Below are 13668 nucleotides of genomic sequence, written 5' to 3'. Positions count from 1 at the left end.
CGCAAGGGAGGGCGCAAGCGGAAAATGACCGATAGCAAAATCGGGTCAGCCAGGAAACTGCTGGCCAGCGGCGTACCGCCGCGTGACGTAGCCAAGAACCTGGGCGTGTCCGTGCCAACTCTGTACCACTGGATTCCTGCGTCCTCGCATTCTTAACGTGCTTTATTTTCCGTTTCCTGAAGCGACCCCTAAAAAGCTGGGAAGTGAAACAGAGGATCATCCAGCCGCTGGGCCAGCAGCCTTTGTACATTTGCGGCGAAGCTTATTCCGATGCGCAGGGCTGGGTAGAGGGGGCGCTACAGACGGCAGACATGATGCTGGCGAAATTCGGGCTGGAAGCATTGAAGAAGCGCTAGTGCATCAGCAGGTGGAAGCAGAGAAGCCCGGCAACCGCCGGGCTTTTTTAACAGGGTCCATTTTGCATGAACCTGTAACCTATCTGAATCCGGTGATCCCGAGCTGGCCGTAGAATTGCGCCAATTGGGCTGCATCGTTGGCGAACCAGCCGGCAAGCCAATCGTGGTAGAGCCCGGCAGCTTCTGCGGGAGACGCCGAGCCGGCCAGCACGGCGCCGATCAGTTGCGCCGCCGTCATGCCGGACATAAGCGCCTTGAGGACGCCGTGCGATGACGTCGGGTCCAGCACAGCGGCGGCGTCGCCCACCATGAACCAGCCGGGACGAGCGGTTTCGCTGGCGATGCGCCAGGTGACATCGGCGCCGCGAGAAGGGCCTTTGGGGGTCAGGTGGCGCAGCTCTTCGGGCATCCAGCCGGGCGCTGTCTTGCAGCCATCCAACGCCACTTTGGTCCACTGATAGGTGCCGGGCCATACCATGGCGGTCCACAGCCAGCCCGACTGGTCGCCACACATTTGTGGCGCGGCATTGCGCTCTGGGCAAGAACCATCAGCATAACCGTAGCGGGCAATCAGGCGCGGCGAGCGCGCCGGCTTGTCGATTCCCAGCTCGCGGCACAGCCATTGCGCCCGGCCGCTGGCGTCGACCACCATGCGGGCAGTGAGCGGGCCATCGGTTGTCATGACGCCCGAGATAATCTCGTCTTGCATGAGCAGGCTGGAAACCGTGCAGGGTTGGCGCACCACGGCCCCGGCTTCAGCGGCGCGCTCAAGCAGCATGGCGTCGAACGCTGTGCGGCGGACCTGGAACCCGCGCCACGGTCCCTGTGCGTCGGCGCCGAACGGTTCGAAGCGACGCTTGCCGTTCCAATCGATCCAGACGCCTTGGTGGCGCGCACCGACCACATTTGCGAGTCGTTCGCCTTCGACGCCGAGTTGCGCCAGCAACGGCTCTATACCCGGATGCAAGGTCTCGCCCGGTCGTTCGCCGATGAACATGTCGCGCTCGAACAACTGCACGCGCAGCCCGGCGGCGGCGCAGGCAATCGCTGTCGCACTGCCCGCAGGGCCGCCGCCGATGATGGCTAGGTCGGTATCGTAGTGTCGAGTTTCCAAGGCGCTCCCGGTCCACGCGTCATCAAAACCTGCCTGCCGTCGGTATAAGCCGTTGCTTCTTCAAGGATGTCCACCAGCACGCTGCGCGGTTTCGCGGGGTCGGTAAAGCGTTCCCCCCAGCGGTACAGCTCGAAGCGGTAGTAGCGTCGCTGCGGATCGATTCTGGCGCCCATCGGCGCAGCGATCGACGCCAACATCCCGTCATTGGCAGGCACCGGCCTGAACGACAGGACTGCCCATGCCGCCTTTTCGCGTAACACTCTGTTGGTATTGTTATCGCTGCCGAGCCTGCTGCGAATCCCGAGGCTCCAGTAAACCGCAGCCATGGACAACGTACGCGCCTTGTAGTCGTCGAGCTCGATGCGTGACGTCAGCGCGGCCGTCATCGTGCCCAGGATATCGATGTAGTCGACCCGGTGCTCGTCCTCGTATTCAATCATTTGCCTGGCTTTGAAAATGCTGCGCCGCGGCCCGGGTACGCCGTCCCAGGGCAGGTTAAGCCCCTTGTACGGGCCGTCCGCCACCTGCCGCATGCCGATTTCTTCGTCGGTAAACGGTACCGCGGTAGGCCATGGATAGGAGATGCCGCTTAGTATCTTGTCCGGCTGATACTGGCGCGTGGCGTCCGGCGCGACGCCCGGCCAGTAGCTGCCCAAGGCGGCGCACAGCTTGGCGTCTTCGATAAAGGGCGAGCCGAGCCCATGGCTGACCAGGAAACGCTTGAGCCTGCCGCCGCGGTCGATGTTGACGCCCATGCTGCTGTCCCAGCCGGGATCAAACAGGCCGGGCGAGCCGTCCGGCAGGCCGACCTTGTCAAAACGCAGCGAGCCGTTCGGCGCCTGCGGCGGGCTGCCAACCGCAGCGCCATCCATGCCCTGGGCTTGTGCGACGATGGCGCTGATGGTGTCGTCATCGATACTAAAGCCGGCGGACAGCTCGATATTGGCAGCCATCCGGGTTTGCGACAAGGCGAAGGGGGGAGTGGCCCACAAGGCCTCGCGCAATGGCTTGGGAAATTCGTTATTCCACCAAAGCATCAATTCCCGTTGCCCCACCTTGGGCAGGAAGTCGGGCAAGCCGACCATGCAGAACGCCGGTTTGGAGGTGCCGATGCCGGCCCGCGTCAGCTCGGGGCAGCTGGCGGCGATCCAGCCGTCGCCGCTGAAATCGATGTAATGCAGGGCCTGGTAGTTACCGCGCGCCATGATGTCGGCCAGGTCAGGGCGGTTATTCAGATTATCGATCTGGCCGTTGACGACGCGGTGGCGGATGTTGATATATTCAGGCGCAGGCCGCGACTTGCTTTGTTCGGCGTCCTCCAGGTACTGCGGAGAAGTGGGCGGCAGACCGCCGGGCAGGACGAACATGGACGACATTTGCAACTTGGTGCGGTCGCCGGTGTACTTCGGATCGACCGGGAAGGTCAGGAGCGCGCCCTGATAACTGGCTTGTTCCACCATGGCGTTGGCGCGCGGCACCAGTACGCCGGGGCCGAATTCCTGTTCGGACGACAGCGAGGCGATTTTCTCATCCCGGATCGAGAACGGATATTGTTGCAGGCTTGCCCCGGTCCAGTTGTTCTGTAATTTTTCCGCGTCCAGGAAGCGATGGAAGCTGGCCAATTCATCGTTCAGCATGCCCCGGCTCAATGCGATGTTCAGGTCCATGCCGGCGAAGCATTCGATGCCGCCGAACAGCTTGTGGACAGGCACCCAGAACTGGCGCTTGTCCAGGCGGTCTGTATCGAGCACATCTTGCGGCCCGAACCGGGCCGGGGCGCCGGAGTCGAGCGGCATCTGTATCGCCAGATAAGGTGAGAAACGACGCGGCACAACGTTGAAATCAAACGGTCCGGTCGCGTCGTCCCTGCCGACAAAACTGCGCAGGCGCGCATCGTAGCGTGGCCCCAGATTACCGATACGGCCAATCCCGCAGCGGGCAAAGCACAGTTGCGCATGCTGGCCGCTCACCGCCATCGGCGCATTGCGGTATTGCGTGGCAAACATCGCGACAGCCACTGGCCAGGAACCGAGACCGGCGCGCACCGTACTCAGCGAAGCCCGCTTGGTGGCGTAGATGTAGTTCTCTACCGCGTCGATCTCAGCCAGCGTCGGAAACGCGCTCAATGGCACGCCATTACGGCCGGTGGTGACGGAAGGCGCCGCCAGCGCATGATACAAGAGGCTGTAGTCCGGTTGCCCCGGCTGGATCGCTCGTTCGCCGGCGATGGCAAAGTCGCCGAATCCGGGAAAGCTGCGGTCGATCCATGGCAATGGCTTGGCGAGTTCCTGCCACAGGTTGGTGGCGCGGATGTCAAGCACACCGGCGGTTACATCGAGCAGCATGTCGCGCCAGCCCGCCGCGCTCAGACGCCGGCATATGGCGTCGACCGAATCGATCAATGGCTTGGGGCTGGGCGCCGCGAATGCCAAACCCGGATAGCCGCTGGCCAGAGCCACGCCGATACCGGCTGTGCCGGCCCTGAGAAAATCGCGACGGGTGCTCATGAGCAGCACTCCTCAGTCTGGATTGCAGGCCTGCCAAGGTCTTGCTTGAAAACCTGTCCAGGAGGAATGATAGGTTGGTACCAAAAAGATTCCATGCTTTTCTCCATCAGTTATTTAAGAAAATATCAGTGTGAAAAACAGCGTTGTGGCGTTGGAATACTCGAGGTCGCTTCCAGAATCCCTGCGCGGCCCGATCCCTAACCGGCAATGCCTGCCGTGCCTTTCCTCTTGAGGTGCATTCAAGATATAGGGAAAAGATGAAGTTGCCACCGTGCAATAATGGCAGTTGACTGTGGTGCGATGATTTGGTATGTACGATTTCGCAGGATTCCGGCGGGGATCAACGAGCAGCCTCATGGAAGCCGCGCGGGGAAATTGTTTGATATCTCCCGTTTGAATTCACTGAAGCAGGGCGCGTACCAAGAAGTGTCGGGAGAAAAGACGCTATGCTCATCACCGGTCACGCCAGGGCCAACGACGCATACTGCCGGCATAAAACGGCGCCTATCCGGATGTTGTACAACGCGCGCCGGAATTATGGAGAACATGGAACATCTGCCTGAAACACTCGACCTGAAAACGGTAGTGATCGCCTGTCATCCCGTCACCCAAGCGCAATATCTTGATCGCGAGCCGTGCTTGCATGGGAAAGCCCGGCTCGCTTGTCAGATCAGTTTTGATTGAAGTGCCAAGGTCTTAATGCATGGTCCAGCGGGTCACCTTGACCACGGCCGCATCGGCATTCTTGAGATCGGTTTCACCTTGATTCAACAGTGTGCTCCATTCCTTCACGCGGTTTTTCCCGTTTGGCGGCTGGTTGTACTGGTTAGTGTCGACGATCTTGCTGCGCTGCGCGTAAAAGCTGGTCATGAAGGTTTTTTCATCCGCGCTACTGCCCGAGCGCGACAGCACACCTTCCAGCGTGTCGGAGTCGCCGCTGGCGCCCTGGTTCAGTGCCGTATCGACAAACGATCCGATGGTCAGCGCCGTCGTGAAGCCGCGCTGGCGCGCCTGCTGCAGGCTGTACTTGATGTAGACATTGTAAAAGGTATGCCACATGGCTTCGCGCCATGCCGGATTGTTTTGCAGCGCCTCGATCCTCTTGTAGAAATCCGCCTTGCTGTCGGTGATCTTCAAGATTGCGCCTTGCATGTTGCCATGCGCCCCGGCGCGCGCCAGGCCGCCTGCGATGGAGGGATTGGCGGCGCCGCTGGCAGCGTCGAATTCCTTGAACAGCGCCGGACCGTCCGGACCTTCATCGTTGGAGCCGCCGGTAGTGGCGCCAAAAATCCCGATGGTATAGCCGCGGTCGTCGTTGATGTTTTCGCAGTAGCCGTAGTATTTGGTCCAGTCGAGCGAATCTTGTTCCGGTTTGTTGATCAGCTTCATGATGTTGTCCCACTGCTCGCCGTCGAGACCGGTATTGGTCTTCAGGAATTGCAAGGTGGCAGGGGAGAAATTCGCATCGTGGTCGTTGGCGCCTGCTTTCGCCTGCTGACAGCTGGCGCCGGTTATCCAAGGCTGCGCCGTAGTGCCGGCGCCGCTGCTGACTGTCGGGTTATTGCCCTGGGTCCAGTAGGCGGCGTTGTAGTTGACGCCGCCGTAGCTGACCTTGTCGCCAGCGGTGTAGACGGCGCCGCTTATCCAGGCGGCGTTGCAAGGGGCGACCCTGGCATCCAGCCTGGCCTGGCTGCCGGCGGCGGCGGGGCTGCGGGCACCGGCGCTAAAGGATACGGCTAGCAACCCGCAGGAAAGCATCAGGGCTTTTGATATTATCTTCATGGGTAAATTCTGCAAAATATTCTCCAAAATGAATGACGTCGCGGTTGAACAATTTTATTGAGGCAAATATGTGTCAACTAAATCCATCCCCGTGCAGGAAAACCTGTGCCGTGCTTATATTTATTGCGCCAGCCTGACTACGCTGGATGCGGCGTTGGCGCTATTGCCATACTGGTTGATGACGTGCGTGATCTCGCCGACGCCGCCCAGCGAGACCGTCGTCATATTGTGGAACATGCCCCCGTTCAAGCCAGAGGCCGGCGCTTCGATCGCGCTCGACAGTTTGACGCTGCTGTTAGTGTTGAAGTAGCAGTAGATGCCCACTCCCCATGCCTGATGACTGGTGACCGAATCGGCCACCTTGTAGGAGGCATAGCCGTTCTTGCTGCCGTTCATCCAGCTGGCCTGGCCCGGTACATCGTAGGGCAGTTCGCTCTGATAAAAATAGACGCGGCCGCCGTTGCCGTTCCATAGCGTCTGGTATTGGTGGAAATGCTCGACGGCCAAGCCGTAGATGGTGACGTTGGCGCCGTTGACGATGAGGCCGTTGGTGGTGGTGTTGGTGGTCCAGCCGACGCCATAGGTATGGTCGGCGCGCCAGATCCAGAAATCGTCGCCGATGACGTCATTGCTGTTGATTTGCAGGCCCACCGCGGCTTTGCCGACAGCTGCGCCGCCGACTCGGAAGAACAGGTCATGCAGGGAGGTCGGATTGGCGGCGTGGCTGGCGCTGCTGCCGGTCGGCCCGACCTGCAGGAGGAACGGCGAGCTGACCGGGCCGGCATCGAACAGGATGCCGGCGATCTTGACGCCGTCGACATCGGCTACCGACATGGCGGTCACGCCGTTGTCGGGCAGCAGCGTGGCCAGGCCGAGGCCGAGCACCACGGTGTTGGCGCGCGTGATGCGTAGCGTATCGTTGAGATGATAGATGCCCGGAGTGAGTATCAGGTTCTTGCCTTGGCTCAGGGCCGCGTTGATGCTGGCTGCCGTATCGCTGCCTTCCTTGGCGATATAGAAATTGCCGATGGCGATCGACTGGCCCGCCGCAGCGTCGTTGGTCCAGCTGGCGCCGTGGCCGTTGCTGGCAAGCGCCGGGACGAACACATTGTAGTTGCCGCCGGCGTCGATGGTCAGGAACGGCTTTTCCCGCACCACCGGCGTGGTGGCTATGACAGTATCGGGCGGATTCGGCCAGGCGACGCCGCCAGGCGCGCCGTCCACCCCTGCGAACACCATGTTCCAGTTGGCGCCGCTCCAGCTGCCGATCTGCGAATTTCTGGTAAGCCATTGCTGCTGGCCGCCGGACTGCACTTGGCCGTCGATCTTTGAGTCGGCCAGGAAGCCGCCGCTGGACCAGCCGCCGTCATCCAGCGCCAGATTGCCCTTGATGTGCATGCGGCGCAACGGCGAGCCTTGCGATACCGCCCAGCGGTTCAGACCACCGCTCGGATTGATGGCGATGTTCTCCGCGCCGCGCCAGAAATTTTGCGTGGCGTTGCCGCCGTCCCAGGCGGCTGAAACGTGCACTGCACCCGTGATGTTGACGTCGTCAGGCGAATTCCCCAGGCCCAGGACCTGGGTATAGAAGCCGACATTGACGTCGACGTTGTAGGCGCCAGGTTTGAACAGGAGCGCATAGCGGGCGTTGCCGAATTGATTGCTTTGCTGCTGGTTGAAGACGCCGTCGAGCCGGCCCTGGATTGTGGCTGCGGACATGCTCGGATCGAAGGTCAGGACATTGGGGCCAAAATCAGGGGCGGCGCCGGCGCTGCCAATGGCGAGCCAGTTGAAGTTGCCGACCGCGCCACTGCTGCCGGCGCTATCCATATACAGCTGTATCACATGCTGGCCGGCCGTCAGGTTGATGGTGGAGGAGAGCGTCTGCCAGTTCTGCCAGCCCTGTGTATCCGGGATCGTCAGCTGCGAAGTCGCCGTTGCACCGTCCACATTGACATGGAAATTGCCGCCCTGACCCAGGCTGGCGACCCTTGCCTGTAGCGTGTAGCTGCCGGCGGCCGCGACGTTGACGGTGTAGTTGAGCCATTCTCCGGCCGTGGTCCAGCCGACGTCGTAGCCGGTGCCGCTATCGCTGGAAACTTCGATGCCGACGCCTTCGGCGCTGCGATACTGGCCGCCCTGGTTGGTGTTGGCGGCGTTGTAGTAGCCGACATTTTGTCCACTGCTATCGAAATTCTCCACCTGGATCGTGCCTGGCAACGGCCAGGGCGTGCCGCCGTAAGGCGAGCCTGCACTAGCGGCTACTGCTGCTTTCGCACTATTGGCGGCTGCACTAGAGGTGGAGGCGGATCCGCTGCCGTCGCCGCAGGCGCTCAGGATGCAGGCGCTGGCAACGACCAGCGTGAAATTTTTGAATAAATATCCGAGGGCGTCAGTTTTCAAGAGAATCTCCAATCGGTTTTTGGCTCGCAGCGATTGCGGCAACTACGCGCAAGTAAGGCTTGCCGTCCCCGCCGTACTGGCGGGGACATGCTCTCTGATCGATGAATAGGTCGATCATTAAGTCGATCAATAAATCAATGAATTTGCCGTTCAGAGACCCAGCGCGGAGATGAATTTGTTGGTGTAGCCCAGGGTTCCCGCCTTGCCGTAGTTATTGCAAGTGTCGGAGGAATTGTTGTCCGATGTCGCCGGTGCGCAGTCCCTGTCGCGCGAGAAAGACCAGAAATGCACGCCGCCCAGCTTCTTCCACAACGCATAGTTGGACACGGTAACGGCATCGGCCGGCGTGAAGGTTTCGGCTATGCTGTCGTTGCCGCCGATCATGGGCGTCACCTCGATCTGGCTGTATGGCACTTTCCAATGGTTGTGCAGGCTTTCGGCGGCGCTGATGGTCGACTGCCCCATATCGCACTTGCCGCTGCTGTTCAGCGTGCACAGCGAGGAATTTTCTTGTCCGGAATCGGCAAAATCCATGGTCATCAGGTTGACCGTGTAATTCTTCAGGCCGTAATTCTGGATTGCAGTCATTACCATGACGCCGGTGCCGCCCAGACTCTGGCTTTCATTGCCACCGTCGGTCGCCAGCGTGAAACTGTAGCGCAGGTTCGGATAGGCCGCTTGCGCCGCCGCTACCCGCGCCACCAGGTTGTTGATATCGCTCTGGGTCTGGCCGCTTTCAATGTCAAAGTCGACGCCCAGCATGTTGGCGCTGTAGTAGGTCTTGATGAATTTGGCAAAATTGGCGTCCGAGGTGCAAGTAAAATTTCCGCCGCCGCCACCGGTCGCCACGATGTATTTCTTGCCGGCGCTGACGAAACTCGCCACATTCGCCTTGGCAAACGCCGCGGCGGAGACGCCATTCCAGTTTTCGCTACCGCAGCTGCCTGTGGCGAACGCCCAGGTCACGGCTGTCAGCTTGGCCGGCATGACCTTGAGCAAGAGTTGCGAGTTGCCGGTAACGGCCGTATTGAGCTGGTCGCCGCCGGTGTCGCCGGAGTAAAAGTAAGGGCTGTAGATAAGGCCGGTTGAGGGTGGCGGGGTGGACGATCCGCTGCAAGTTGTCGGCTGCCAGTACCAGGTGCTGATGGTCGGATCGGTGCCGTCGCTGCCGTTGGTGCCCGCATTCACCTCTTTGTAGAACAAGCCGTTGCCGGGATATTCGACCACGGCGCCCACCGCATAGTTGACGCCGTCGGTCCAGGTGCTGAACTGGCAACTGGCCGCAGGGGTTGCGTTCGATGTGACTTGCGCGCCGGCTGCACTGGCCGCCGCGAAACCCTGCAAGCCGGCGCCATGCGCTGCGAAGGCCGTGGTTGAGAGACAGATTGCCAAGCCTTTTATCATCTTCAGTTTCAATTTCTTCTCCTGGGTAGAGTGGGGCGGCCGGTGCAGCGCGATGCGCTGCCTGGAGTCGCGGGGTGAAATCGTGATCAAAAACTGTAGCGAACAACCACGGGATGCGAGATGTCCGGTTGATGCCTGGATGCCATTGAGATTGATTGCAGCATCTGGGTCGCACCCAAGCGCAGTTTGCAAAATTTCCACATGGAAACGTCTTGTGATGGACTTTAAGGACCTGAAAAGTGGTTGTCAACCTGTATCAAAGTGGTATTAGCATATATAAAAACCGTATTGATCCGGGGTTTTCAAATACAGACATAAACCATTGTTTGGATTGGTTTTTATTTAAGTTGTAGGACCTGTTGTTTTTGAAAGTGGACTGATCGCTATTTTTCGGGAATACGGGAGGGATGTGGTAATACCAGGGAAATTCTCGATTGATGGGATCTTCTGGTTTTAGAAGGCACAAGGTACGGAGGGATTTTAATTATTTTTTTAACCAGTGATCGCACGACATTGCTGTCGCACGATCATTGGTTAAATGAACAATGGCTGAGCCTTGGGCTCGAAGCCAGGGCCACGTCTTTCGCGACGCCAGTTGAAGAATGTGATGGTATCCGTTTTCTTTTTATTAATATATAACTAGATAGCTATATTTAAATAAAATTCAGGTTGACTTATTCATGGATCATTACCTACACTTAAATATATAACTTATAGGTTATGGATTGAAAATGAAAAATACTCACGACGCGCTCTTTAGAACACTCGCCGATCCGACTCGGCGGGCTATCTTCGAGCGATTGTGTCGAGAAGGAGAGCTGACGGTCGGGGCCATGACGGCCCGGGCCGGGATCTCGCAACCGGCCGTCTCAAAACATCTCGGCGTTCTGAAGCAAGCCGGGCTGGTAAGCGACCGCCATGAAGGACGACAGACTCACTATAGCGCGCAGTTGGGAGCACTTGCTCCCTTGATGGACTGGACTAGCCAGATGGCCGGGTTCTGGCAAAGCCGGTTCGACGATCTTGAAGATCTACTGAAAAGGATGGTCCAATGAACGATAAATCGACCGATACGCTCTCCGTCGTCACTGAACGTGACATCTCGCATCCGCCCGAAAAGATCTGGCGCGCACTCACCCAGCCGCACCTGATTGCGGAGTGGCTGATGAAAAACGATTTCAGCCCGGTTGTCGGGCGCCGTTTCGACCTGCGCGCAGACTGGGGCACAGTTGATTGCGAGGTACTTGCAGTCGAGCCAAACAAGACGCTCTCCTACACCTGGGCTGCCCACGGTCTCGAAAGTGTCGTCACCTGGACGCTCACTCCCACCAGCAAGGGCACCCATCTGCGCATGGAGCAAACAGGCTTCCGGCCGGATCAGAAGCAGGCTTACCAAGGCGCCAAGGCCGGGTGGCAGCAGTTCTTTACATCCTTGGAGCAGGTGTTGACGCGAGCAGATTGAAGCGTATTGGCTCAATCCGATAGAACTTATCCTAAGCAGCGAAACAATAATTCGAGGCACAAGATCCTATGAATCCGACTGAACACATTGATCAACTGATCGCAGGACTCCCAGACTGGCGCGGCAAAACCCTTGCCAGCATTCGCAAGGGCATTCTTAAGGTCGACAAGGAGATCATCGAGGAATGGAAGTGGATGGGGAGCCCGGTGTGGTCCCGCGACGGCATTATCGTGGTCGGCAATGCGCACAAAGATAAGGTGAAACTCACCTTCTATCATGGAGCGAGCCTGCCGGATCATGACAAGCTCTTCAACGCCAGTCTCGATGGCAACAAGTGGCGAGCGATCGATTTTTACGAGGGTGACAAGATTGACGAACCTGCGCTAAAAAATCTCATTCGCGCGGCCATTGACTACAACCAGGCCGTGTTGAAGAAGAAAGCGTCTGCGGGTATACGGCTCGCCAACGCATTTTTGCCAATGGCCAGCAAGAGATAACCATCTCTAAGGAAAAGCACTTCATAGGACGTGAGATGTTGCCGTTACCGGCTGCAAAGCGTGGTACGTCTGAGAAGCGCGAGCGCAATGATGCTGATGCTGGCCGCAGAGCAAAAAAGAATGTGCGCTTGTGCTGCAAAGAGATAAACGCAGACCGCCTTGTGACGCTGACATATCGTGAAAACATGACGGACCGTGATAGGGCGCTGAAAGACTTTAAGGCGTTCGTCAGGCGTGTTGGCAAGGTCAAGGATTTCCACTATGTCGCCGTTATCGAACAGCAAGAGCGGGGCGCTATTCACTTCCACATAGCTGTCCATGGTCGCCAGTCGTACATGCTCCTGCGCTCCATCTGGCAATCGATAGTCGGCTTAGGCCAATCTGGTGAGCAGATGGGACAATCGAATGTTCGTGATCCGCATAAATTCGGCTTCGGCAAGAATGGCGCTCACAAGCTGGCGGCATACATTGCCAAATATGTAGCCAAGGAGATGGATTGCCGCGATATCAATCAAAAACGGTATTTCCGCTCCAGGGGGATTGTTCTGCCGGAGGTGAATACGTGGCGTATCGCCTCAACAGACATGCTGGGCGCTGTGCAGACTGCTTTCGCCGTAGCCGCTGAATTCGGTCTCGATGGTATCCAGACGTGGTGCAATAACGCCTTGCAGACAGTATGGCTCGCTACAGCACCGCGTACAGGGGCATTGTTGCGAGCTTGCCCGTTTTAATGTTGTAGACAAGTTTTGGCTATTTATTGTACAATATGTTGTACTTGAAAAATCAAACGCAATCATAGTCAGAGTTGTTTGAGTTTTAGTTATGGTTTTTTTGTAGTGTTTTTTTATTCTGATGGATTTATAGATAGATAGGTAGGGCTGATATGAACATACTAACTTTTAGCGAGGCGCGAGCTGGCTTGAAGACGGTAATGGACGATGTTTGCCATGACCACGCTCCTACGGTAATTACCCGCGTCAGCGGCGATCATGTAGTTATGTTGTCACTAGCAGACTTCAACGGTATGCAGGAAACGTTGCATCTCCTGAGCTCCTCGAAGAATGCTCGGCATTTGAAAGAGTCCATTGCACAACTTCGAGCTGGCAAGGCCCAGTCACGGGAGCTGATACGCAATGAACAAGAAGTCGCAGAACAAGGAACATGCTAAGTCTACGGTTGTTTCGTGGACGGATAAAGGATGGGAAGATTATCTCTCATGGCAAAAAGATGACCCAAAGGTCGTAGACAGAATCAATACTCTTATTGAAGAATGTCGACGTGATCCGTTTAAAGGCACGGGAAAACCAGAGCCGCTTAAAGGCGATTTAAGTGGATTCTGGTCTAGGCGTATCACAAAAGAAGATCGCCTTGTTTACTTGCCTGAGGACAAAACTATTTACGTTGTGGCTTGTCGTTATCATTACGACGATAAATAGATAGCTATGCGGTGGCTTCAATTTAATCCTGTTGCCACCGCATTCAGCTTAGGCGTTTGTTCGCTTTAACTCCATTTCAGCTATGTCTTTGCGCGTTTCTGGCGTCGTGTTTTTCCTCTTCGGCGCAGGTAGCAAAATGATCTGGCCGTTATCGACGAGTCCAAGTTTTTTGCGTAGTGGCGCTATCCCCATTTGCCACATGATGTGTTCATGCTCCATGTTTTGAAGCCGGAGCAATTCTGGAACCCAGAACGGTATTTTCTTTGTTCCGTCTAGCCAGTTGCTAACGCATCGTTCTGTACGGCGGAGTCGGTAGGCGAGTTGATTGAGCGGTATGCCCATTGCCCAATATTTCAGTCCCTCAGGATTCCCGTAGCGTTTGTTCGGATACAGCATGTTGTTATTTCCCTCTAGTTATAAAAAATGCCCACATGCTTGGTTGCACATGGGCATTAATTATTTACCAAGTGGCGGCACTCTTTATTTTACATAATACAAATTATGCGAACTTAAGTCGACCAGATAATAATGAAAAGCCTGTTTCTAACTGGAAACTGGCTTTTTCATTTTCTAGAAGGAGTAACAACAACATGAAGTATCCAAATTTAAGGGACGGTAACCTCCGAAAATTCCATCGAAAAACGTCGGTTGAAAGGTTTCTGGCCATAGCAACTGTGCGATATGGTTTCCCGCACAAATTCTTGCCG

General features: G+C 57.2%; 16 protein-coding genes. 10 read left to right on the top strand and 6 right to left on the bottom strand.

What is annotated here, in order from left to right; genetic code table 11:
- A partial coding sequence (locus ABI171_RS07420) for a helix-turn-helix domain-containing protein (RefSeq protein ID WP_348099285.1) occupies nt 1–156 on the top strand: 156 nt, incomplete at its 5' end.
- 47 nt (nt 157–203) lie between these two features.
- The gene (locus ABI171_RS07415) at nt 204–356 is read left to right on the top strand and encodes a hypothetical protein (protein WP_348099284.1); all 153 of its coding nucleotides are present in this window, start codon (nt 204–206) and stop codon (nt 354–356) included.
- Between the two features lie 79 nt (nt 357–435).
- Here the strand turns inward: ABI171_RS07415 and ABI171_RS07410 are convergent, their stop codons facing one another.
- Entirely contained in the window at nt 436–1470 is a 1035-nt protein-coding gene (locus tag ABI171_RS07410) for a tryptophan 7-halogenase (protein ID WP_348099283.1), read from the bottom strand.
- A complete protein-coding gene (locus ABI171_RS07405) occupies nt 1440–3977 on the bottom strand; it encodes a hypothetical protein (protein WP_348099282.1) in 2538 nt (845 codons plus the stop codon). Before ABI171_RS07405 ends, ABI171_RS07410 begins: the two co-directional genes overlap by 31 nt.
- Before the next feature lie 546 nt (nt 3978–4523).
- Between ABI171_RS07405 and ABI171_RS07400 the strand changes: the two genes are divergently transcribed.
- Nucleotides 4524–4661: a hypothetical protein gene (locus ABI171_RS07400; protein WP_348099281.1), complete on the top strand. Its 138-nt coding sequence runs from the start codon at nt 4524–4526 to the stop codon at nt 4659–4661.
- 12 nt (nt 4662–4673) lie between these two features.
- Here the strand turns inward: ABI171_RS07400 and ABI171_RS07395 are convergent, their stop codons facing one another.
- The 3 genes from ABI171_RS07395 to ABI171_RS07385 all read right to left on the bottom strand — a co-directional run bounded on the left by ABI171_RS07395 (nt 4674) and on the right by ABI171_RS07385 (nt 9578).
- Nucleotides 4674–5759: a chitosanase gene (locus tag ABI171_RS07395; RefSeq protein WP_348099280.1), complete on the bottom strand. Its 1086-nt coding sequence runs from the start codon at nt 5757–5759 to the stop codon at nt 4674–4676.
- A 120-nt stretch (nt 5760–5879) separates the two neighbouring features.
- Nucleotides 5880–8162: a carbohydrate-binding protein gene (locus ABI171_RS07390; protein WP_348099279.1), complete on the bottom strand. Its 2283-nt coding sequence runs from the start codon at nt 8160–8162 to the stop codon at nt 5880–5882.
- A 150-nt stretch (nt 8163–8312) separates the two neighbouring features.
- Nucleotides 8313–9578, bottom strand: a complete 1266-nt coding sequence (locus tag ABI171_RS07385) for a glycosyl hydrolase family 18 protein (RefSeq protein ID WP_348099278.1) — start codon at nt 9576–9578, stop codon at nt 8313–8315.
- A gap of 719 nt (nt 9579–10297) precedes the next feature.
- On the opposite strand from ABI171_RS07385, the gene ABI171_RS07380 reads away from it, so the two are divergent.
- The 6 genes from ABI171_RS07380 (at nt 10298) to ABI171_RS07355 (ending at nt 12961) form a co-directional block, all read left to right on the top strand.
- On the top strand, nt 10298–10621 hold the full coding sequence (locus ABI171_RS07380; RefSeq protein ID WP_348099277.1) for a metalloregulator ArsR/SmtB family transcription factor: 324 nt from the start codon (nt 10298–10300) through the stop codon (nt 10619–10621).
- Nucleotides 10618–11028 (top strand): SRPBCC domain-containing protein, encoded by a 411-nt coding sequence (locus tag ABI171_RS07375; RefSeq protein ID WP_348099276.1) that lies wholly within the window; start codon nt 10618–10620, stop codon nt 11026–11028. The genes ABI171_RS07380 and ABI171_RS07375 overlap by 4 nt, the downstream gene beginning before the upstream one ends.
- 68 nt (nt 11029–11096) lie before the next feature.
- The gene (locus ABI171_RS07370) at nt 11097–11525 is read left to right on the top strand and encodes a DUF1801 domain-containing protein (RefSeq protein WP_348099275.1); all 429 of its coding nucleotides are present in this window, start codon (nt 11097–11099) and stop codon (nt 11523–11525) included.
- Nucleotides 11526–11560: 35 nt separating this feature from the next.
- The gene (locus ABI171_RS07365) at nt 11561–12256 is read left to right on the top strand and encodes a hypothetical protein (protein WP_348099274.1); all 696 of its coding nucleotides are present in this window, start codon (nt 11561–11563) and stop codon (nt 12254–12256) included.
- A gap of 152 nt (nt 12257–12408) precedes the next feature.
- Complete coding sequence (locus ABI171_RS07360) at nt 12409–12693, top strand: type II toxin-antitoxin system prevent-host-death family antitoxin (protein ID WP_348099273.1); 285 nt, start codon at nt 12409–12411, stop codon at nt 12691–12693.
- The gene (locus tag ABI171_RS07355) at nt 12659–12961 is read left to right on the top strand and encodes a Txe/YoeB family addiction module toxin (RefSeq protein WP_348099272.1); all 303 of its coding nucleotides are present in this window, start codon (nt 12659–12661) and stop codon (nt 12959–12961) included. The genes ABI171_RS07360 and ABI171_RS07355 overlap by 35 nt, the downstream gene beginning before the upstream one ends.
- A gap of 48 nt (nt 12962–13009) precedes the next feature.
- Here ABI171_RS07355 and ABI171_RS07350 read toward each other — a convergent pair whose 3' ends face one another.
- Entirely contained in the window at nt 13010–13357 is a 348-nt protein-coding gene (locus ABI171_RS07350; protein WP_348099271.1) for a hypothetical protein, read from the bottom strand.
- A 35-nt stretch (nt 13358–13392) separates the two neighbouring features.
- On the opposite strand from ABI171_RS07350, the gene ABI171_RS07345 reads away from it, so the two are divergent.
- A partial coding sequence (locus ABI171_RS07345) for a hypothetical protein (protein ID WP_348099270.1) occupies nt 13393–13668 on the top strand: 276 nt, incomplete at its 3' end.

This window comes from Collimonas sp., from assembly GCF_039923675.1.
Taxonomy (GTDB): domain Bacteria; phylum Pseudomonadota; class Gammaproteobacteria; order Burkholderiales; family Burkholderiaceae_D; genus Collimonas.
Note: the sequence above shows the minus strand (reverse complement) of the source record. Positions and strands in the feature narration are given on the sequence as shown.